Origin of the sequence: Blastococcus sp. URHD0036, assembly GCF_000701365.1 — a bacterium.
Taxonomy (GTDB): Bacteria; Actinomycetota; Actinomycetes; order Mycobacteriales; family Geodermatophilaceae; genus Trujillonella.
In genome coordinates, this window is sequence record NZ_JNIK01000016.1 from 406,464 (window position 1) to 426,783 (window position 20,320).

Below are 20,320 nucleotides of genomic sequence, written 5' to 3' on the forward strand. Positions count from 1 at the left end.
CTCACACGTAGCGGAAGGCGACCGCCTCGCCGCGCTCGAAGTGGCTGCCGAAGGCCCACAGCAGCACCCGCATGACCCGCCCCGACGCCGCCAGCAGGTGCTCGCGCGACGCCGGGTCCAGCCCCTTGGCCGCCCACGGCACGAAGAAGGGCAGGTCCCGCGGCGCGATCCCGGTGGCGGCCGCGGCCTCGACCCGCTCCCAGCCCTCGGCCGACAGGTGCCGCTGCAGCAGGGGCAGCGCCTCGGTCTCCTCGTGCCGCAGGTGCGCGAGGAGGGCCTCCCGGGCGGCCCGCGTGGTCTGGGCCAGCTGCTCGGCGGTCGCGGCGAAGGGGTCCTGCGCCATCGCGGCGAAGCCCTCGCCGCAGGCCTGCAGCAGCGGATCGACCCGCTGGTGCTCGGCCGCCATCGCCTCCAGCGTCTCGCGCGCGGAGCGGTCTCCTGCCGCGTCGACGCACTCCAGCAGCTGCGGCCACAGGGTGGTGTCCTCGGTCGTGTGGTGGTGGTGCAGCACGGTGGCGAACCGCTGCCAGCGGGCGTCGAGGGCCCGCCACGCCGCGGCGTCGAACAGCGGCGTCCAGCGGGCCGCGGCCGCGAAGTCGGCGACGTCGCGGCGGAACGCGTGGTGGGCCATGTACATGCCGGAGAGGTCGTGCGGGCCCTCCGCGACGTGCGTCTGACCCGGCAGCTCCAGCTGGCCGACGGTGGGGACGGCGACGGCGGGGACGGCGGTGGCGGTGCTCATGACGGGGCTCCCTCGGTGACTGCCGCGCCCGGACGGCGTGGCGGGACCACCGTGGCCGGGCCCGCTGGACCCCGGCTTGCAGCGGACTTGACGCCCACTGGTCGGCGTCAGGCGGGAGGCAGCCCGGGGAACGGCGTCGTCGTCGGGGTCTGGCCGGCCGCGCTGCGCCAGTCCACGGCGCGGACCTCCGCCGCACCGAGCTCCCGCGCGGCCAGCCTGCGGATCTCGCCGTCGACGGCGTCGTCGAGGAGGGCCACCCAGGCCGCGCTCACCCCGGACTCGAGGGTGGCGGCGAGCGCGGCGGCGTCGACGGGGGAGAGCACCGGGAACGGCAGCGCGTAGGCGGCCTCGGCGGGCCCGGCGTCCACGCCCCGCTCGTCCAGCAGTGCGGCCAGCCGGTCGCGCACGTCGCGGTGGGCGTTCTCCGCGAGGACCGCCTGCAGGCGCGCGTCCGGCGGCAGCGCCGCACCGACCACCCCGTAGCCCCACACCGCCGCGTGCTCGGCCTCCAGCACCCCGCCGAGCGCGAGCTCCTCCGCCGCCGGGTCGCCCTGGCCGGAACCGTCGTCGTCAGCCACGGGGCCCCCTCCTCACGCCAGCACCGTCACCTGGCCGCGGAGCCCCGCGGCGACCGATCCCAGCAGGGCGGCCCGGCCGCCCACCTGGTCGGCGCAGGCGCTCTCGTGCGCGTCCGCGGCCGCGCCGATCCGGTCGCGCAGCCAGGCCTGCACGTCGTCGCCGGGCGGCGGGCCGTCGGCCTGCGCCGGCGCGGAGGAGGTCGCTCCGGGCGCGGCCGCGCGGAGCCGGTCCAGCTGTTCGGTCGCCTGCCCGGACTGGACGGCGACCCGGTCCCCCAGCGCGGGGTCGGCGGCAGCGGCCGCGGCATAGGCGGCCACGACGCCCTCCTGGACGCCGAGCTGCTCGGCCAGGCGGTCGGCCTCCTCCGGTGTCGGCGCTGCGCCGTCCCCGCCGTCGTCGCCCGTGCAGGCGGCCAGGAGGACCATCCCGGAGACGCCGGCCACGCCCGCCAGCAGCGTGCGACGGGAGAACCCGGGCGGGCGCGGTGCGGGTGCGGGGGACATCACCGCCCATCCTTCCAGCCGGGCCCCGCCGCGCGCGGACGCCGCTCCGGGGTCGGGCCCGGCCGCCGCCGGTCTCGGCCGCGCGCCGCGGGCGGTAACCTGGCCATCCGCCCGGTCGGGCCCGCGAGGGCCGCCGACCGGGCAACGGGTCCGCAGTGCACGTGCCCCGACGCCGTCAGGAGGGAGGGAGCCCGTGTCCACCAGTCGTCGGACCGATCCCGCCACCGAACGCCTGAGCGGCTGGATCCGGCCGGTCGTCGACGCAGCCGGGTACGACCTCGAGGAGCTCGTGGTCACCCCCGCCGGGCGGCGCAGCGTCGTCCGCGTCGTCGTCGACAGCGACGAGGGCGTGTCGCTCGACGGCATCGCCGAGGTCAGCCGGGCCGTGTCGGCAGCGCTGGACGACAACGACGGCGACCTGGGCCGGACGCCCTACGTGCTCGAGGTGACCAGCCCCGGCGTCGACCGGCCGCTCACCGAGCAGCGGCACTGGCGGCGCAACACCGGCCGCCTCGTGACCGTCGCCGTCGGTCCGGCCGGCGCTGCCGAGCAGGTCACCGCGCGGGTCCAGGAGGTCGGCGCCGAGGGCGTCACCCTCGCCGTCGAGGCCCCCGGCAAGCCGGGCGCCAAGAAGCGGCCGCCGACCCTCCGCCAGGTCCTGTGGGCCGAGCTCGGGACCGGCCGGGTGCAGGTCGAGTTCGGCCGCCCCGGGGCGGCCCCGGACGAGCAGCCCGACGACGACGACATCGGCTACGACGACATCGACGAGGACACCGAGGACATCGACATCGAGGACGGACAGTGAACATCGACGTGACCGCCCTCCGGGCGGTCGAGCGTGAGCGGGGCCTCCCCGCCGACACGGTCATCGAGGCCATCGAGACGGCGCTGGTGACCGCCTACCGGCACGCCGACGGCGCCGCCAAGCACATCCGGGTGCACGTCGACCGCAAGACCGGCGAGGCTGCCGTGCTGGCCCAGGAACTGGGTCCCGACGGCGAGGTCGTGCGCGAGTGGGACGACACCCCGTCGGACTTCGGGCGGATCGCGGCGAGCACCGCCAAGCAGGTGATCGTGCAGCGGCTGCGTGACGCCGAGCACGAGCAGACCTTCGGCGAGTACGCCGGCAAGGAAGGCGACATCGTCAGCGGGATCGTGCAGGCGCACGACCGCCGGAACGTGCAGGGGACCGTGCTGCTGGACATCGGCAAGGTCGAGGCCGTGCTGCCGCCTGCCGAGCAGGTGCCGGGGGAGTCCTACCCGCACGGCAGCCGGCTCAAGGCCTACGTCGTCTCCGTCGCGCGGACCTTCCGCGGTCCGCAGGTCACGATCTCCCGGACCCACCCCAACCTAGTGCGCAAGCTCTTCGCGCTCGAGGTCCCCGAGATCGCCGACGGCAGCGTGGAGATCGTCGCCGTGGCCCGGGAGGCCGGCCACCGCACCAAGATCGCCGTCCGCACCTCGGTTGCCGGGCTCAACCCCAAGGGTGCCTGCATCGGCCCGATGGGTCAGCGGGTCCGCAACGTCATGAGCGAGCTGCACGGCGAGAAGATCGACATCGTCGACTTCTCCGACGACCCGGCCGGCTTCGTCGCCTCGGCGCTCAGCCCCGCGCGGGTCACCAGCGCGCAGGTCGTCGACCCGCAGGCCAAGGCCGTCCGCGTCGTCGTCCCGGACTACCAGCTGTCGCTGGCGATCGGCAAGGAGGGGCAGAACGCCCGCCTGGCCGCCCGCCTCACCGGCTGCCGGATCGACATCCGCAGCGACGCCGAGGACGGCGAGCCGGCGCCCTCCCCGGGGGTCGGCCGGCCGCCGCTGCGTTCGGGTGCCCAGGGACCGCCGGCCGGGAACCGGCCCGGCGCCTCCGGACGGCCGCCCGCCGGCGGCCGCAGCCCCGGACGGGTGGGCCGCTGACCCGGCGCGGAACACCTGAGGCTCCCAGCGCGCTAGAGTGCAGAGTGGTCGGGACGTCGCAGCCGGTCCGCACCTGTGTGGGGTGCCGGCAGCGCGCTCCGGTCAGTGATCTGTTGCGTGTCGTCATCCGCGCCGGGGCCCTGGTCCCGGATCCCGGGCGGCGACTCCCCGGCCGGGGAGCATCGGTGCACCCCACGCCGGAGTGCCTGCACGCAGCGGAGCGACGCCGGGCCTTCCCCCGGGCGCTGCGCCTCTCCGGAGGCGCCGCTGCCGCGGTGGAGGCCGGTCCGCTCCGGGCCCACGTCCTCGGCGCCTCACCCGAGGCGCCCGGGCCGACCGGGACGGACAGCAGTTCAAGGTCGGATCGGCACCAGGCCGGTCCGCAACGTCGACAGGACGAGCGTCGGATGACTCAGCCGTGAAGTTCTCACGATGACCATGCGCCACTAACGACGAGGTCGAGCGGGCAAGCCGCCGGCCTCACAAGAGGAGACCCGTGCCAGGCAAAGCCCGCGTACACGAACTCGCCAAGGAGTTCGGTGTCGACAGCAAGACCGTGCTCGCCAAGCTCAAGGAGCAGGGCGAGTTCGTGAAGTCCGCCTCCTCGACCGTCGAGGCCCCCGTGGCCCGCCGGTTGCGGGAGGCCCTCGGCGAGAGCACCGGAGCCGGCAACGGCGCCGCCGCTCCCGCCGGTCCGCGCCCCGGCGCGCCGACTCCCGGTCCGCGCCCCGCGCCGCGGCCGACCCCGGCCGCCGAGGCACCCGCTGCGCCGGCGCCGCCGGCCAGCGTCCCGCTCCCCGGCGCGCCCGCTCCCGGTCCGCGTCCGGCTCCGCAGGCCCCCGTGGCCCCGGCGGCCCAGGCCCCCGCCGCGCCGTCGGCGCCGGCTCCGCAGGCCCCGGCCGCCTCGGCATCTGCTCCGTCGGCTCCGGCCGGTCCCCGTCCCGGCGCACCGCGTCCGGGCGGTCCGGCCGCCGGCGCCCGCCCCGCGGGCGGTGCCCCCGGCGCTCCCGGTGCCGGCCCGCGTCCCGGCCCCCGGCCGGCTCCGCGTCCCGGTAACAACCCCTTCAGCAGTGCGCCGCGGCCCGCGCCCGCCGCCGGTGCCCCGCGCCCCGGTGCCGCGGCGGCCGGCCCCGGCGGTCCGCGGCCGGGTCCCGGCACGGCCGGTCCCCGTCCGTCGGCCGGTCCGGGCGGTCCCCGTCCCGGTGCGGGCCCCGGCGGTCCGCGTCCGGCGGCCGGTCCGGGCGGTCCCCGTCCCGGTCCCGGTTCCGGTGGTCCGCGCCCGAACCCGGGCATGATGCCGCAGCGCCCGTCGCCCGGCATGATGCCGCCGCGTCCGGCCGGTCGTCCCGGTGGTGGCCCCGGTGGCCCCGGCGGTCGTTCCGGCGGTCCCGGCGGCGGCGGTGGCCGTCCCGGTGGTCCCGGCGGCGGCGGTGGCTTCCGTCCTGGTGGCGGTGGCGGTGCCCCCGGTGCCGGCGCGCCGGCCGGTGGCGGCTTCCGTGGCGGCGGCGGTGGCCGTGGCCGCGGTCGCGGTGGCTCCGGTGCGGGCACCGCGGGTGCCTTCGGCCGTCCCGGTGGTCGCGGTCCCGTCCGCGGGCGCAAGAGCAAGAAGCAGCGGCGTCAGGAGTTCGACTCCATGGCGGCGCCCAGCATGGGCGGCGTCAGCCTGCCCCGTGGCAACGGGCAGACCGTCCGTCTGCCCCGTGGCGCCTCGCTGACCGACCTGGCCGAGCGCATCAACGCCCAGCCCGCCGCTCTGGTCACCGCCCTGTTCCACCTGGGCGAGATGGTCACCGCGACGCAGTCGGTGAACGACGAGACGCTGCAGCTGCTCGGTGCCGAGATCGGCTGGGTCATCCAGGTCGTCAGCCCCGAGGACGAGGACCGCGAGCTGCTCGAGGACTTCGACCTCACCTTCGGTGACGAGGAGGGCGACGAGGGCGACTGGGACTCGCGTCCGCCGGTCGTCACCGTCATGGGTCACGTCGACCACGGAAAGACCAAGCTGCTCGACGCCATCCGCCACAGCAACGTGGTCTCGAAGGAGGCCGGTGGCATCACGCAGCACATCGGCGCCTACCAGATCGTCACCGAGCTGGAGCACAACGAGCGGCCGATCACCTTCATCGACACCCCGGGTCACGAGTCGTTCACCGCGATGCGTGCCCGCGGCGCGAAGGTCACCGACATCGTCGTCCTGGTCGTCGCGGCCGACGACGGCGTCATGCCGCAGACGGTCGAGGCGCTCAACCACGCCCAGGCCGCCGACGTGCCGATCGTGGTCGCGGTCAACAAGATCGACAAGGAGGGGGCCAACCCCGCCAAGATCCGTCAGCAGCTCACCGAGTACGGGCTCGTGGCCGAGGAGTACGGCGGCGACACGATGTTCGTCGATGTCTCGGCGACCACCCGCCAGGGTCTCGACGAGCTGCTCACGGCGATCCTGCTGACCGCCGACGCCTCGCTGGACCTGCGCGCCAACACCGAGCAGGACCCGCAGGGTGTGGTCATCGAGGGCAAGCTGGACAAGGGCCGCGGCCCCGTCGCCACGGTGCTCGTCCAGCGCGGCACGCTGCGCCAGGGCGACTCGATCGTGGCCGGCGACGCCTACGGGCGCGTCCGGTCGCTGCTCGACGAGCACGGCAACAAGCTCAAGGAGGCGCTGCCGGCGCGTCCGGTCCAGGTCGTCGGGCTCACCTCGGTGCCCCGCGCCGGCGACACGTTCCTCGTCGTCGACGAGGACCGCGTGGCGCGGCAGATCGCCGACCGCCGCCAGGCCCGCATCCGCAACGCGCAGAACGCGTCCATGCGGAAGCGGATCAGCCTGGAGGACCTCGACGCCGCGCTGAAGGAGACCCGTCAGCTCAACCTGATCATCAAGGGCGACAACTCGGGCACCGTCGAGGCGCTCGAAGAGGCCCTGATGAAGATCGAGATGGACGACGAGATCGCGCTGCGGGTCATCCACCGCGGCGTCGGCGGGATCACCAAGAGCGACATCGACCTGGCGCTGGCCGACGACGTCATCGTCCTCGGCTTCAACGTCCGGGCCGAGGGCCAGGCCACGGAGCTGGCGAACCGCGAGGGGGTGGACGTCCGGTACTACACGGTCATCTACCAGGCCATCGACGAGATCGAGGCCGCCCTCAAGGGGATGCTCAAGCCGATCTACGAGGAGGTCCAGCTCGGCACGGCGGAGGTCCGCGAGGTCTTCCGGGTGCCGAAGATCGGCAACGTCGCCGGCTCGCTGGTCCGCAGCGGCACGATCGTGCGCAACTCCAAGGCGCGGCTCGTCCGTGACGGTGCCGTGGTCGCCGACAACCTGACGGTGGAGTCCCTCCGCCGCTTCAAGGACGACGCGACCGAGGTCCGCGAGGGCTACGAGTGCGGTATCGGCCTGGGGTCGTTCAACGACATCAAGGTCGACGACGTGATCCAGACCTTCGAGATGCGTGAGAAGCCGCGCGACTAGCAGGTCCAGAGTGCGGGGCGTCGCCCGGCGGCAGGAGGGGAGCACCGGTGTTCACCGGCACGCTCACCGCTGACCTGCTGCTGGGCGACGTCCACTCGCTGAAGGAGAAGCGCGCCGTGGTCCGGCCGATCGTGGCCGAGCTGCGGCGCCGCTTCGCCGTGGCCGCTGCCGAGGTGGGCGACACCGATCTGCACCGCAGGGCGCAGGTCGGTGTCGCCACCGTCGCCGGCGACGCCGCTCAGGTCACCGACGTGCTCGACGCGTGCGAGCGGTTGCTGGCCGACCGGCCGGAGGTGACGCTGCTCTCGACCCACCGGCAGCTGGTCAGCGACACGGACTGACGAAGGCCCCCCTCGCCCCCACCCACCCGGCGCCCCGGCGCCCCGACTCCCGGAGGGTCCGATGGCCGATCCGGCCCGCGCCCGCAAGCTCGCGGTGCGCATCCGACAGATCGTCTCCGAGGCGATCGAGATGCAGATCAAGGACCCCCGCCTGGGCATGGTCACCGTGACCGACGCCAAGGTGACCGGCGACCTCCGCGAGGCCACGGTGTTCTACACCGTCTACGGCGACGAGACGCAGATCGCCGACTCGGCCCGGGCGCTGACCAGCGCCACCGGGGTCCTTCGCGCCACGGTCGGCAAGCAGACCGGGATCAAGTTCGTCCCGACCCTCGCCTTCGTCGCCGACATCGTCCCCGACACCGCGCGCGAGCTCGAGGAGGCGCTGGAGCGGGCCCGTCACGCCGACGAGCAGCTCGCCCGCGCCCGCGAGGGTGCGGAGTACGCCGGCGAGGCCGACCCCTACCGCAAGCCGGCCGAGGACGACGAGGACGACGTCGAGGAGTCCGACGACGAGCCCGCCGCCGCTGCCGACGCGGCGGTCGAGACCAGGAGCTGACGCGCATGAGCGAGAACGACCCCGACCCGGACCTCGCCGACGAGGGGCAGGGGCGCTCCGAGCTGGGCGGCAAGGAGATGCCCGGCGGCGGCGACCCCACGGCGGGCGGCAAGGCCGGCCGGATCGGGGAGGCGCCGAGCATCGCCGCTGACGAGCCCGACGACGGCGGCGCGCCCATCCCGGTGGCCGGCGGGGACGTCCGCGAGGAGACCGACGCACCGCCGGTCGCCGACCCCGGTCCGGAGTCGTGAGGACCCCTCCCGAGCCCGCATCCGGAACGGCACGGACCGCGGCCGGCGTGCTCGCCGACGCCGCCGCCGAGCACGCGACGGTGGTGCTGTCCGCGCACGTCCAGCCCGACGCCGACGCCCTGGGTTCGACCCTGGCGCTCGCCGAGGGCCTACGCCGGCGCGGGGCGCGGGTGCTCGCCACCTTCCCCGAGCCGTTCGTCCTGCCCGCGTCGCTGAGCTGGCTGCCCGGCGCCGTTGGGCTGGTGCCGTCGTCGGCGGTGCCGTCCTCGCCGGACGTCTTCGTCAGCCTCGACGCGGCCTCGCCCGGGCGACTGGGGGAGCTCGCGCCGCTGCTCGACCGGGCCGGCACCTCGGTGGTGGTCGACCACCACGCGAGCAACCCCGGCTTCGGCGACGTCCGCGTCGTCGACCCCGGCGCCCCGGCCACGGTCACGCTGGTGGCCGACCTGCTCGACGGCATCGGGGTCACCCTCGACGCGACCCTGGCGACCTGCCTGTACGCCGGGCTGTCGGCCGACACCGGGTCCTTCCGGTTCGGCAGCACCCGGCCCGACACCCACGTGCTGGCCGCCCGGCTGCTGGAGACCGGCATCGACCACGCCGACATCAGCCGCCGGCTGTTCGACACCGCTCCGTTCGGCTGGCTCGGCCTGCTGTCGACCGTCACCGGCCGGGCCCGGCTGGAGACCGCGGTCGGCGCCGGGCTGGTGTGGACCTGGTCCAGCACCGCCGAGGCCGCCGAGCACGGTCTGCCGGGCGAGCAGCTGGAGGCCCTCGTGGACGTCGTCCGGTCGACCGAGGAGGCCGACGTCGCCTGCGTGCTCAAGGGACAGGACGACGGCACCTGGTCGGTCTCGATGCGCTCGCGCGGGGCGACCGACCTCTCCCGGGTCGCGACGGCCCTGGGCGGGGGCGGCCACCGTGCCGCGGCCGGCTTCACCTCGCACGCCGACCGCGAGGGCACGATCGCGGCGATCCGCGCCGAACTCAGCACATCGCCGTCCTCTCGGACGGCAGCGCGGCCACGTGCCGTCCCCGACTGACGTGGAGCCCGATCCGGCCACCGCGTCGGGAGGCCTCCGGCCCCCGCAACGCGGCACGCCCGGTGTCCTCGCGCTCGCGCTGCCGGCGCTCGTCGTCCTGGCCGCCGAGCCGCTGTACCTGCTGGTCGACACCGCGGTGGTGGGGCACCTCGGCACGGTCGCCCTGGGCGGGCTCGCCGTCGGAGGCGCCCTGCTCGCGTGGGCCGCGGCCCTGCTGAACTTCCTGGCCTACGGCACGACCGCCCGCGCGGCCCGGCGGGCGGGGGCGGGGGACCGTGCCGGCGCGGTCGCCGAGGGGGTGCAGGCCACCTGGCTGGCCGTTGCCCTGGGGATCGGTGTCCTGCTCCTGTTCCAGCTGCTCGCCGGGCCGCTCACCCGGCTGCTGGCCGGCGGTGGGGGCGACGTCGCCGAGGCGGGGGAGGAGTGGCTGCGGATCGCCTCCCTGGGTGCTCCGCTGCTGCTGGTGTCCCTGGCCGGCAACGGGTGGCTGCGCGGGGTGCAGGACCTCCGCCGCCCGGTCCGGTTCGTGCTGGTCGGAAGCCTCGCCAGCCTGGTGCTGTGCCCGCTGCTCGTGCAGACCGCCGGGCTGGGCCTCCCCGGGTCGGCGGTCGCCAACGTCGTCGGGCAGGCGCTGACGGCCGCGCTGTTCGTCCGGGCGCTGGTCCGCGAGGGGGCCGACTGGCGGCCACGACCGCGAGCGGTCCGCGCGCAGCTGGTGCTCGGCCGCGACCTGCTGCTGCGCGCGGCGGTGCTGCAGCTGGCGTTCCTCGTGGCCGCGGGGGTCGCGGCGCGCACCGGTCAGGCGGAGCTGGGCGCCCACCAGATCGCGCTGCAGCTGTTCTTCTTCCTCGCGCTGGTGCTCGACGCCTACGCGATCGCCGCCCAGACGCTGGTCGGTCACGCGCTCGGCGCCGGCCGGCCCGCGGAGGCCCGTGCCACCGCCGTCCGCGTCGCCCGCTGGGGCCTGGGCACCGGGCTCGCCGTCGCGGTGCTCCTCCTGGCGCTGCGCCCCGTGCTGGTGCCGCTGTTCACCGGCGACCCCGCCGTCCGGGAGCAGGCCGCGCTGGTGTGGTGGTTCCTCGCCGGCTTCCAGCCCCTGGCCGGTGTCGTCTTCGCCCTGGACGGCGTGCTCATGGGCGCCGGCGACGTCGCCTACCTGCGGACGGTGACGATCGGCGCCGCCGTCGTCGGCTTCCTCCCGCTGTCGCTGCTCGCCGGTCCGCTGGACCTGGGCCTGGCCGGCGTCTGGACGGGGCTGACGCTCTTCATCGTGCTGCGGCTGGTCGCCGTCGTCGTCCGGGTGGCGGGGGACCGGTGGCTCGGGGCACCTGCGACGGTGGGCACATGAGCCCCCGTCGTCCCGACGCCGACGTCGCGCCGTCGATCCTGCTCGTGGACAAGCCCGGCGGCATGACCTCCCACGACGTCGTCGCCCGTGCCCGCCGGGCGCTCTCGGTCCGCCGCATCGGCCACGCCGGGACGCTGGACCCGATGGCCACCGGGCTGCTCGTGCTCGGGGTCGGGACGGCGACGCGCCTGCTCGGGTACCTGACCGGGCACGACAAGACCTACGAGGCCACCATCCGGCTCGGCCAGAGCACCGTCACCGACGACCGCGAGGGCGAGGTGCTGGCCACCACCCCGGCCGGGCACCTGGACGACGACGCCGTCCGCGCCGCTCTGGGCGCGCAGACCGGCCCGCTCCTGCAGGTCCCCTCCTCGGTCAGCGCGGTGAAGGTCGCCGGCCGGCGCTCCTACGACCGGGTGCGGGCGGGGGAGGACGTCGTCCTCGAGCCGCGCGCGATCACCGTGCACCGGCTCGAGGTGCACCGGATCGGCCGGCCCACCCCGGACCTGGTCGACGTCGACGTGACCGTCTCCTGCACCGCCGGCACCTACATCCGGGCGATCGCCCGCGACGCCGGTGCCGCCCTCGGCGTCGGCGGGCACCTGACCGCCCTGCGGCGCACGGCCGCCGGGCCGTTCGGCACCGCGCAGGCGGCGCCGGTCGAGGACGCGGCCGCCTCGCTGGTCGCCGGTGGCGGACGCGGCGTGCTCGGCCTGACCGAGGCCGCGACGACGCTGTTCCCGCAGCGGTCCGTGGCCGCCGAGGAGGCCACCGCCCTCGGCCACGGCCGGCGGGTGCCCGCGACGGGCGCTCCCGGCCTGGTCGCGGCCGTGGACCCGGCCGGCCGCCTGGTCGCCCTCCTGGAGGACTCCGGGAGCACCGCGCGGGTGACCGTCGGCTTCCCGCCCGGGGCGGCCGCGGACGGGTGATCGCGGTGGTTGACGGCCGCCGGGCCGGGGAAGAGGCACCGGCATGAGCGTCGTGAAGATCAACGCGATCACCGTGCCCAAGGAACGCCAGGAGCGCTTCGAGGAGCGCTTCCGCGGGCGGGCAGGGGCTGTCGAGAGCACGCCCGGTTTCGAGTGGTTCGAGCTGCTGCGCCCGCAGGAGGGCACCGACCAGTACCTCGTCTACACGCGCTGGGTGGACGAGGCCGCCTACGAGGCCTGGCAGTCCAGCCAGGACTTCGACCGCGCCCACTCCGGCGGCGGGGACACCCTCGCCCCCGCGGCGGCGAACTCCTCGCACCTGTGGTCCTACGAGGTCATCGAGTCGGCCGCCCCGAAGACCGAGCACGGCCCGGCCTGATCGCGAGGCCTGATCCGGGCGGCCGCTCCGCCGGGACTACTGTGGACGGGCGGGTCCGGGAGTCGCCGGACCCGCCCGGACGCAGGTAGGAGCCATGACCGACACCCTCGCCGACAGCCGTATCTCCCCGCGGGTCTTCACCGAGGGCGTACCGGTGGTCGCAGAGGAGATCCGGCGCCGCTCCGCCGCCGAGCGCCAGCAGCTGCTGGACGACCCTGGCTTCGGTCGCTACTTCACCGACTCGATGTTCGTCGCGCGCTACCGCGCCGGTGAGGGCTGGTACGACGCCCGCCTGACCTCCTACGCCCCGCTGCAGGTCGACCCGGCGACGGCGGCCCTGCACTACGCGCAGTCGATCTTCGAGGGGCTCAAGGCCTACGCCCAGCCCGACGGCAGCGTCGCGACCTTCCGTCCCGAGGCCAACGCCGCCCGCTTCGCCCGCGGCGCCCGTCGCCTCGCGATGCCGCCGGTGCCGGAGGAGGCCTTCCTCGCCGCCGTCGACGCGCTCGTCGACTCCGACCGCGAGTGGGTGCCCACCGGCCCGGACCAGACCCTCTACCTGCGCCCCTACCAGCTCGCCACCGAGCCCTTCCTGGGCGTGCGACCGGCGCACGAGTACCTGTTCCTCGTCATCGCCAGCCCCGCCGGCGCCTACTTCCCCCGCGGCGTGCACCCGGTGTCGGTCTACCTCTCCGAGGACTACATCCGCGCCGCGCCCGGGGGCACCGGCGACGTGAAGTGCGCCGGCAACTACGCCGCCAGCCTGCTGGCGCAGGAGCAGGCCATCGAGGCCGGCTGCGACCAGGTCGTCTGGCTCGACGCGCACGAGAAGCGCTACGTCGAGGAGATGGGCGGGATGAACCTGTTCTTCGTCCTCGGCTCCGGGGACGACGCCGAGCTGGTCACCCCCGAGCTCACCGGGACCCTGCTGCCGGGCATCACCCGCGACTCGCTGATCACGGTCGCGCGCGAGCTGGGGCACCGGGTCACCGAGCGGAAGTTCAGCGTGGACGAGTGGCGGGCCGGCGTCGCCGACGGCACCGTCACCGAGACCTTCGCCTGCGGCACCGCCGCGGTCATCACGCCCGTCGGCGAGGTGAAGGCGCGGACCGGGGACTTCACGGTCGGCGACGGCACCCCCGGCGCGCTCACCATGCGGCTCCGGGAGCACCTCCTGGACATCCAGCACGGCCGGGTGGCCGACACCCGCGGCTGGCTGCACCGGGTCGCCTGAGGTGCTGCGCTGGCGCGGGCTGGACGCCGTCCCGGGTGATCTGGGACGGACCGTCGTCACCATCGGGATGTACGACGGCGTGCACCGCGGTCACCAGAAGCTGATCGGGGCCGCCGTCGCCCGTGCCCGCGCCCTGGGGCGGCCGTGCCTGCTGCTCACCTTCGACCCGCACCCGGCCGAGGTCGTGCGCCCCGGGTCGCACCCGGCGATCCTCACGTCCCTGGACCGCAAGGCCGAGCTCGTCGAGGCCCTCGGGGTCGACGCGATGTGCGTGCTGCCCTTCACCCCCGACCTGATGCGCCTGTCGCCGGAGTCCTTCACGCACACCGTGCTGGCCTCCACGCTGCACGCGTCGCACGTGGTGGTGGGGGAGAACTTCACCTACGGCCACCGCGCCGCCGGCACCGTGGCGACGCTGACCGCCGAGGGCCGCCGGTTCGGGTTCACCGTGGAGGGTGTCGGGCTGGCCAGCCTGGCCGAGGAGGCCGACGAGGTGACCATCTCCTCGACCTACATCCGCGCCTGCGTGGCCGCCGGTGACATGCGCTCAGCCACGGGCGCGCTGGGCCGGCCGCACCGGGTCGACGGCGTCGTCGTCCGCGGTCACCGCCGGGGCCGGCAGATGGGCTACCCGACGGCGAACGTGGAGAGCGCGCCGTACACCGCCATCCCCGCCGACGGCGTCTACGCCGGGCACTTCGTGCTGCGCGACGTCGAGGGCGCCAGCGGGGCGCGGTTCCCCGCCGCCATCTCGGTGGGCACCAACCCCACCTTCGACGGCACCCGGCGCACCGTGGAGGCGCACCTCATCGACTGGGACGGCGACCTCTACGGCGAGCACTCCGGCGTCGAGTTCGTGTCCCGGCTGCGCGGGATGCTGCGCTTCTCCGGCATGGACGAACTGGTCGCGGCGATGGACCAGGACCTGCTCGACGCCCGCGCGCTCCTCGAGCTCTGACCCTCTCGGAGGCCTCCGGCCCCCACGCGTCGGGGCGGGCGCCGGCGCGCTGGTAGCCTGAGACGTCGGGCTCAGGCCCGACGAGTGTGTCTACCTGCCCCCGTGATGCAGACCGAGGGCGCACACCTGACTGCCGGGAGGCGACCATGGCGCTCGAGAGCGCGACCAAGAAGCAGATCATGACCGAGTACGCCACGGTCGAGAACGACACCGGCTCCCCCGAGGTCCAGGTCGCGATGCTCACGCGTCGGATCAGCGACCTCACCGAGCACCTCAAGCAGCACAAGCACGACCACCACAGCCGGCGGGGCCTGCTCCTGCTGGTGGGTCGTCGCCGCCGGCTGCTGAACTACCTGGCGAAGACCGACATCAACCGGTACCGCTCGCTCATCGAGCGGCTGGGTCTGCGCCGCTAGCACGTCGAGGGGACCGTCCCGTCCGGGACGGTCCCCTCTTCCGTGCGGCACCCGCCGCACGGAGACCCCCGGCCCCCGGCCGATCCGCCCGCCAGACGCGGTCCGGTCCTCGGTGGTGGCCTCCGGGCTCGTCGTCCCCCCGCGGGGCGCACTCCCGGGGGTTTCGATCGAAGACCGGTCGCCCAGGGCGCACCCGGCGCAGGGCGCCACAAGAGGACGTCGCCGCATGCGACGTAGGAAGAGGACACCATGTCCGCACCCACCACCACCGGCAGCATCGCCGCCGAGTTCGACCCCGAGGACGGGGTCACCACCGCCACCGCGGTGATCGACAACGGCAGCTTCGGCAGCCGCACCGTCACCTTCGAGACCGGCCGGCTCGCCCGTCAGGCCGCCGGCTCCGTCGTCGTCACCATGGGCGACACCTTCCTGCTCTCGGCCACCACGGCCGGCAAGCAGCCCAAGGAGCAGTTCGACTTCTTCCCGCTGACGGTCGACGTCGAGGAGCGGATGTACGCCGCCGGGCGCATCCCCGGCTCGTTCTTCCGCCGCGAGGGCCGCCCGTCGGAGGACGCGATCCTCACGTGCCGGCTGATCGACCGCCCGCTGCGCCCGACCTTCGCCAAGGGCCTGCGCAACGAGGTCCAGGTCGTCATCACCGTCATGGCGCTGGACCCCGACCACCTCTACGACGTGCTGGCCATCAACGGCGCGTCCGCCTCCACCCAGCTGTCGGGCCTGCCGTTCTCCGGTCCGATCGGCGGCACCCGCGTCGCGCTGATCCGCGGCCAGTGGGTCGCCTTCCCGAGCCACTCGGAGCTCGAGGAGGCCGTGTTCGACATGGTCGTGGCCGGCCGGGCCCTGCCCGACGGCGACGTCGCGATCATGATGGTCGAGGCCGAGGCCACCCAGCGGACGATCGAGCTGGTCGCCGGTGGCGCCACCGCCCCCACCGAGGAGGTCGTGGCCCAGGGCCTCGAGGCCGCCAAGCCGTTCATCAAGGCGCTGTGCGACGCGCAGGCCGCGCTGGCCGAGAAGGCGGCCAAGCCGGTCGCCGACTTCCCGCGCTTCCTGGACTACCAGGACGACGTCTACGCCGCGGTCGAGGCGCAGGTCGGCGACAAGCTCGCCCAGGCGCAGCAGATCGCCGCCAAGCACGAGCGCGAGGACGCCACCGACGCGCTCAAGGACGAGGTCAAGGCCGCGCTGGCCGGCCAGTTCGAGGGCCGCGAGAAGGAGATCTCCGGGGCCTTCCGGGCGCTGACCAAGAAGGTCGTCCGTCAGCGGATCCTGCGCGACAAGGTCCGCATCGACGGCCGTGGCCTGACCGACATCCGGCCGCTGTCGGCCGAGGTCGAGGTCATCCCGCGCGTGCACGGCTCGGCGCTGTTCGAGCGCGGCGAGACCCAGATCCTGGGTGTCACCACGCTGAACATGCTCCGCATGGAGCAGCAGCTGGACACGCTGTCGCCGGACAACCGCAAGCGCTACATGCACAACTACAACTTCCCGCCGTACTCCACCGGCGAGACCGGCCGCGTGGGCTCGCCCAAGCGCCGCGAGATCGGCCACGGCGCGCTCGCCGAGCGGGCGCTGCTGCCGGTGCTGCCCGACCGCGAGGAGTTCCCCTACGCGATCCGGCAGGTGTCGGAGGCGCTGGGCTCCAACGGCTCGACGTCCATGGGCTCGGTCTGCGCCTCGACCCTCGCGCTGCTCAACGCCGGTGTGCCCCTCAAGGCCCCGGTCGCCGGCATCGCGATGGGCCTGGTCTCCGACGAGGTCGACGGCAAGACGGAGTACGTCGCGCTGACCGACATCCTCGGCGCCGAGGACGCGTTCGGTGACATGGACTTCAAGGTCGCCGGCACCAAGGACTTCGTGACCGCGCTCCAGCTGGACACCAAGCTCGACGGCATCCCCTCCGACGTCCTCGCCGGTGCGCTGACCCAGGCCCGCGCGGCCCGGCTGCACATCCTCGACGTCATGGGCGAGGCCATCGACGGTCCCGACGAGATGAGCCCGTTCGCCCCGCGGGTGACCACGGTGCGCATCCCGGTCGACAAGATCGGTGCGGTCATCGGCCCCAAGGGCCAGATGATCAACGCGATCCAGGACGAGACCGGCGCGGACATCACCATCGAGGACGACGGCACGATCTACGTCGGTGCCTCCGACGGCCCCTCGGCCCAGGCCGCGGTGGACCGGATCAACGCCATCGCCAACCCGCAGATGCCCAAGGTCGGCGAGCGGTTCCTCGGGACGGTCGTCAAGACCACGCCGTTCGGTGCCTTCGTCTCCCTGCTCCCGGGCAAGGACGGGCTCGTCCACATCAGCAAGCTGGGTGGCGGCAAGCGGATCAACAAGGTCGAGGACGTCGTGAACGTGGGCGACAAGCTGCAGGTCGAGATCAGCGACATCGACGCCCGCGGCAAGATCAGCCTCGTCCCGGTGGCCACCGACGGTGAGGGTGCCGCCGAGGCCCCGGCCGACGCCGCTCCGGCCGAGGCTGCGCCGCAGGACGCGTGAGCACCACACACGAGGCAACCCCCGGGGCCGGGGCCGGCGCAGCTGCGTCGGTCCCGGCCCCGGCCGGTGGTGCCCCCGCGGGAGTGACGGAGGTGCTGGACGTCGACGAGGTCGGCGGCCGGGTCGAGCGCACCCGGCTGCCCAGCGGCCTGCGGGTCCTGACCGAGACGATGCCCGGCGTCCTCTCGGCGACCATCGGCATCTGGGTCGGCGTCGGCTCCCGCGACGAGACCGACGCGCTGGCCGGTTCGTCGCACTTCCTCGAGCACCTGCTGTTCAAGGGCACCCGCACGCGCAGCGCCCTGGAGATCGCGACGGCCATGGACGCCGTCGGCGGTGAGATGAACGCCTTCACCGCCAAGGAGCACACCTGCTACTACGCGAACGTGCTCGCCAGCGACCTCCCGCTCGCCGTGGAGATCCTCGGTGACCTGGTCACCGACGCCCTCAACACCGCCGACGACCTCGAGAGCGAGCGCACGGTCGTGCTCGAGGAGATCGCGATGCGCGACGACGAGCCGGCCGACGCGGTGCACGACCTGTTCTCCGAGACGCTGTTCGGCGGCACCGCCCTCGGCCGGTCGGTGCTCGGCACGGTGGTGTCGATCGAGTCGCTGAGCCGCGACGACGTCGACGGCTGGTACCGCAGCCGCTACGCCGTCCCCTCGATCGTGGTGGCCGCCGCCGGGCGGGTCACGCACGAGCAGGTGCTGGAGCTGGTGGAGCGCGCCTTCGGGGACCGGCTCGCCGGCTCGGCCGACCCGGCGCCGCTGCGGGCCGGGGAGGACGTCGCCCTCGACCGCCCCGCCCGTGCGACGGGACTCATCCGGCGCAAGACCGAGCAGACGCACCTGCTGCTCGGCAGCGTGGGCATCGGCCGGCACGACGAGCGGCGGCACGCGGCCGCGGTCCTCGAGACCGCCGTCGGCGGTGGGATGAGCTCGCGGCTGTTCCAGGAGATCCGGGAGAAGCGCGGTCTGGTCTACAGCGTCGGCTCGGCCCTCACCCACTACGCGGGCACCGGGGCGTTCTCCGTCTACGCCGGCTGCTCGCCCAAGCGGGTGCCCGAGGTGCTCCGGCTGGTCCGCGAGGAACTGGCCCGGGTCGCCGCCGACGGTCTCACCGCCGAGGAGGTCGCCCGCGGGCGCGGGCAGCTCCGCGGTGGGCTGGTGCTCGGCCTGGAGGACACCGGCTCGCGGATGACCCGGCTCGGCAAGAGCGAGCTGGCCCACGGCGAGTACGTGCCGGTCCGTGAGGTGCTCGCCCGGATCGACGCGGTGGACCCCGACCAGGTCCGCGCCGTGGGCGCCGACCTGCTGACCCGGCCCACGTGCCTCGCGGTCGTCGGGCCCTACCGCGAGTCCGACCTCGACCGGCTCTGATGGTCCCTCCCGCCCTGGCGGTCCACGGAGCGCTGTCGCGCGGCGTCCTCGCGGTGACCGTGCTCGTGTCCCTGGCCGTCCTGTTCACGCCGGGGGACGACGTCCCCTCGTCTCCGGCCGGGGTCGACAAGCTCGTCCACTTCTCGCTGTTCGCCGCGCTGGCGCTCGCCGGGCGGTGGGCCGGGCTGCAGGTGCGGACGCTCGTGGTCCTGCTCGTCGCCTACGCGGCCGGAAGCGAGGTGGTGCAGTGGCTGGCCCCGTTGGACCGCGACGGCTCCCTCGGGGACTGGGGAGCCGACGTCCTCGGGATCGCCCTGGCGCTCCTGACGTGGGAGGCCCTCGCCCGGCGACGCGTGTCCCGCTGACCGGCCGCTTGCGCCCGGCCGCGCCGACGGGAAATCTGGGCCGGTGACCAGCACCGGCCCGACCTCCGATCCGCAGTCCTCCGGCTCCCAGGCGGCGGAGTCGCCCCTCGTCTCGGTGGGGGTGCTCGGCGCCCGCGGCCGGATGGGTGCCGAGGTCGTCAAGGCGGTCAACGCCGCCGACGACATGGAGCTGGTGGCGATGGTCGACGCCGGTGACTGGTTGTTCAACGTCGCCGACGCCGGCGCGCAGGTGGTCGTGGACTTCACCCGGCCCGACGTGGTCATGGACAACATCCGCTTCTGCATCGACCAGGACATCTCCTGCGTGGTCGGGACGACGGGCTTCGACCAGGAGCGGCTGGACACGGTGCGGTCCTGGCTGGAGCCCAAGCCGGAGCTGGGTGTGGTGATCGCGCCCAACTTCGGCATCGGCGCCATCCTGCTGATGCGGTTCGCGCAGGAGGCGGCGCGCTTCTTCCCCTCCACGGAGATCGTCGAGCTCCACCACCCGAACAAGGTCGATGCACCGTCGGGGACGGCGGTGCGCACGGCCCGGCTGATCGCCGACGCCCGGCGCGCGGCGGGGATGCCGGCCGCGCCGGACGCCACCACGGAATCGCTCGCCGGTGCCCGCGGCGCCGACGTGGAAGGCGTGCCGGTGCACGCGGTCCGGCTGACCGGCCTCGTCGCCCACCAGGAGGTCCTGATGGGCGCCGAGGGGGAGACCCTGACCATCCGCCACGACTCCTACGACCGGGCGTCCTTCATGCCAGGGGTGCTGCTGGCCGTCCGCGAGGTGCGCCGCCGCCCCGGTCTCACCGTGGGGATCGAGCCCTTCCTCGGGCTGTAGACGGGCGCCGGCGACCCTCCGCACGGGGGCCGGGGGACCCCCGTGCACGACCCCCTCAGGGGCGTGTATGGTTCTCCCTGTTGCCAGTCGGGCCCGCAAGGGCCGCGGAGCGAGCGAAGGCCCCCGGGTCAGAGCCTCCGAGACCGGCGTACAGTGGGACAAGCCGCAGTTGACGAGGGCCTCTCCGGGGGTCTGGTTCTTCGCGCGTCCGTTCCTTGAGAACTCAACAGCGTGCCGAAAGTCAGTGCCAAGTAATACCCCGTGCACTGTTCGTCCCTTTGGGTTGGATGGTGCTGGGATTCCTTTGGTTGATTGATTCCGCGAGTGTCAGCTCGCGGTTCTCAGCCGTGATCAAATCATCTACGGAGAGTTTGATCCTGGCTCAGGACGAACGCTGGCGGCGTGCTTAACACATGCAAGTCGAACGGTGAACCCGCTTCGGTGGGGGATCAGTGGCGAACGGGTGAGTAACACGTGGGCAACCTGCCCTCAGCTCTGGGATAACTCCAAGAAATTGGGGCTAATACCGGAT

General features: G+C 74.3%; 21 protein-coding genes, 1 rRNA gene and 1 pseudogene. 20 read left to right on the forward strand and 3 right to left on the reverse strand.

Annotation, left to right across the window (positions count from 1 at the left end; genetic code table 11):
• Position 1: 1 nt before the first annotated feature.
• The 3 genes from N555_RS29150 to N555_RS0118325 form a co-directional block, all read right to left on the reverse strand.
• A complete protein-coding gene (locus N555_RS29150; protein ID WP_051684203.1) occupies positions 2-742 on the reverse strand; it encodes a hemerythrin domain-containing protein in 741 nt (246 codons plus the stop codon).
• 107 nt (positions 743-849) lie between these two features.
• Positions 850-1,320: a ferritin-like domain-containing protein gene (locus N555_RS0118320; protein WP_029432948.1), complete on the reverse strand. Its 471-nt coding sequence runs from the start codon at positions 1,318-1,320 to the stop codon at positions 850-852.
• Positions 1,321-1,332: 12 nt separating this feature from the next.
• A complete protein-coding gene (locus N555_RS0118325; RefSeq protein ID WP_029432949.1) occupies positions 1,333-1,824 on the reverse strand; it encodes a hypothetical protein in 492 nt (163 codons plus the stop codon).
• A 193-nt stretch (positions 1,825-2,017) separates the two neighbouring features.
• On the opposite strand from N555_RS0118325, the gene rimP reads away from it, so the two are divergent.
• From rimP to N555_RS0118415, 20 genes and pseudogenes are all read left to right on the forward strand, one after another.
• Positions 2,018-2,629, forward strand: coding sequence for a ribosome maturation factor RimP (rimP, locus tag N555_RS0118330; protein ID WP_034511280.1), 612 nt, complete (start codon positions 2,018-2,020; stop codon positions 2,627-2,629).
• On the forward strand, positions 2,626-3,738 hold the full coding sequence (nusA, locus tag N555_RS0118335; protein ID WP_051684204.1) for a transcription termination factor NusA: 1,113 nt from the start codon (positions 2,626-2,628) through the stop codon (positions 3,736-3,738). The genes rimP and nusA overlap by 4 nt, the downstream gene beginning before the upstream one ends.
• Before the next feature lie 77 nt (positions 3,739-3,815).
• On the forward strand, positions 3,816-4,160 hold the full coding sequence (locus N555_RS27530) for a YlxR family protein (protein WP_081866342.1): 345 nt from the start codon (positions 3,816-3,818) through the stop codon (positions 4,158-4,160).
• A 74-nt stretch (positions 4,161-4,234) separates the two neighbouring features.
• Positions 4,235-4,378, forward strand: a pseudogene (locus N555_RS28995) (translation initiation factor IF-2 N-terminal domain-containing protein); the annotation flags it as partial.
• A 993-nt stretch (positions 4,379-5,371) separates the two neighbouring features.
• Positions 5,372-7,207 carry a translation initiation factor IF-2 gene (infB, locus tag N555_RS28825; RefSeq protein WP_231502997.1) on the forward strand — a complete coding sequence of 612 codons (1,836 nt, stop codon included), beginning with the start codon at positions 5,372-5,374 and terminating at the stop codon, positions 7,205-7,207.
• A 47-nt stretch (positions 7,208-7,254) separates the two neighbouring features.
• On the forward strand, positions 7,255-7,548 hold the full coding sequence (locus N555_RS0118345) for a DUF503 domain-containing protein (protein WP_029432953.1): 294 nt from the start codon (positions 7,255-7,257) through the stop codon (positions 7,546-7,548).
• 61 nt (positions 7,549-7,609) lie between these two features.
• Complete coding sequence (rbfA, locus tag N555_RS0118350) at positions 7,610-8,107, forward strand: 30S ribosome-binding factor RbfA (protein WP_029432954.1); 498 nt, start codon at positions 7,610-7,612, stop codon at positions 8,105-8,107.
• 5 nt (positions 8,108-8,112) lie between these two features.
• Complete coding sequence (locus tag N555_RS0118355) at positions 8,113-8,358, forward strand: hypothetical protein (protein WP_029432955.1); 246 nt, start codon at positions 8,113-8,115, stop codon at positions 8,356-8,358.
• The gene (locus tag N555_RS0118360) at positions 8,355-9,401 is read left to right on the forward strand and encodes a DHH family phosphoesterase (protein WP_029432956.1); all 1,047 of its coding nucleotides are present in this window, start codon (positions 8,355-8,357) and stop codon (positions 9,399-9,401) included. Before N555_RS0118355 ends, N555_RS0118360 begins: the two co-directional genes overlap by 4 nt.
• On the forward strand, positions 9,385-10,749 hold the full coding sequence (locus N555_RS0118365) for an MATE family efflux transporter (protein WP_197029063.1): 1,365 nt from the start codon (positions 9,385-9,387) through the stop codon (positions 10,747-10,749). Before N555_RS0118360 ends, N555_RS0118365 begins: the two co-directional genes overlap by 17 nt.
• Positions 10,746-11,678: a tRNA pseudouridine(55) synthase TruB gene (truB, locus tag N555_RS0118370; RefSeq protein ID WP_029432958.1), complete on the forward strand. Its 933-nt coding sequence runs from the start codon at positions 10,746-10,748 to the stop codon at positions 11,676-11,678. The genes N555_RS0118365 and truB overlap by 4 nt, the downstream gene beginning before the upstream one ends.
• Positions 11,679-11,721: 43 nt before the next feature.
• Positions 11,722-12,057: an antibiotic biosynthesis monooxygenase family protein gene (locus N555_RS0118375; RefSeq protein ID WP_029432959.1), complete on the forward strand. Its 336-nt coding sequence runs from the start codon at positions 11,722-11,724 to the stop codon at positions 12,055-12,057.
• 94 nt (positions 12,058-12,151) lie between these two features.
• Positions 12,152-13,291, forward strand: a complete 1,140-nt coding sequence (locus N555_RS0118380; RefSeq protein WP_029432960.1) for a branched-chain amino acid aminotransferase — start codon at positions 12,152-12,154, stop codon at positions 13,289-13,291.
• Between the two features lies 1 nt (position 13,292).
• Positions 13,293-14,249, forward strand: a complete 957-nt coding sequence (locus tag N555_RS0118385; RefSeq protein ID WP_029432961.1) for a bifunctional riboflavin kinase/FAD synthetase — start codon at positions 13,293-13,295, stop codon at positions 14,247-14,249.
• 146 nt (positions 14,250-14,395) lie between these two features.
• Positions 14,396-14,665: a 30S ribosomal protein S15 gene (gene rpsO, locus N555_RS0118390; protein WP_014742314.1), complete on the forward strand. Its 270-nt coding sequence runs from the start codon at positions 14,396-14,398 to the stop codon at positions 14,663-14,665.
• A gap of 249 nt (positions 14,666-14,914) precedes the next feature.
• Entirely contained in the window at positions 14,915-17,191 is a 2,277-nt protein-coding gene (locus N555_RS0118395) for a polyribonucleotide nucleotidyltransferase (protein WP_231502998.1), read from the forward strand.
• Between the two features lie 83 nt (positions 17,192-17,274).
• Positions 17,275-18,573, forward strand: a complete 1,299-nt coding sequence (locus N555_RS0118400; protein ID WP_231502999.1) for a M16 family metallopeptidase — start codon at positions 17,275-17,277, stop codon at positions 18,571-18,573.
• On the forward strand, positions 18,573-18,938 hold the full coding sequence (locus tag N555_RS0118405) for a VanZ family protein (protein ID WP_051684206.1): 366 nt from the start codon (positions 18,573-18,575) through the stop codon (positions 18,936-18,938). Before N555_RS0118400 ends, N555_RS0118405 begins: the two co-directional genes overlap by 1 nt.
• 43 nt (positions 18,939-18,981) lie before the next feature.
• Positions 18,982-19,788, forward strand: coding sequence for a 4-hydroxy-tetrahydrodipicolinate reductase (gene dapB, locus N555_RS0118410; RefSeq protein WP_029432965.1), 807 nt, complete (start codon positions 18,982-18,984; stop codon positions 19,786-19,788).
• Positions 19,789-20,147: 359 nt separating this feature from the next.
• Positions 20,148-20,320, forward strand: a 16S ribosomal RNA gene (locus N555_RS0118415); the annotation flags it as partial.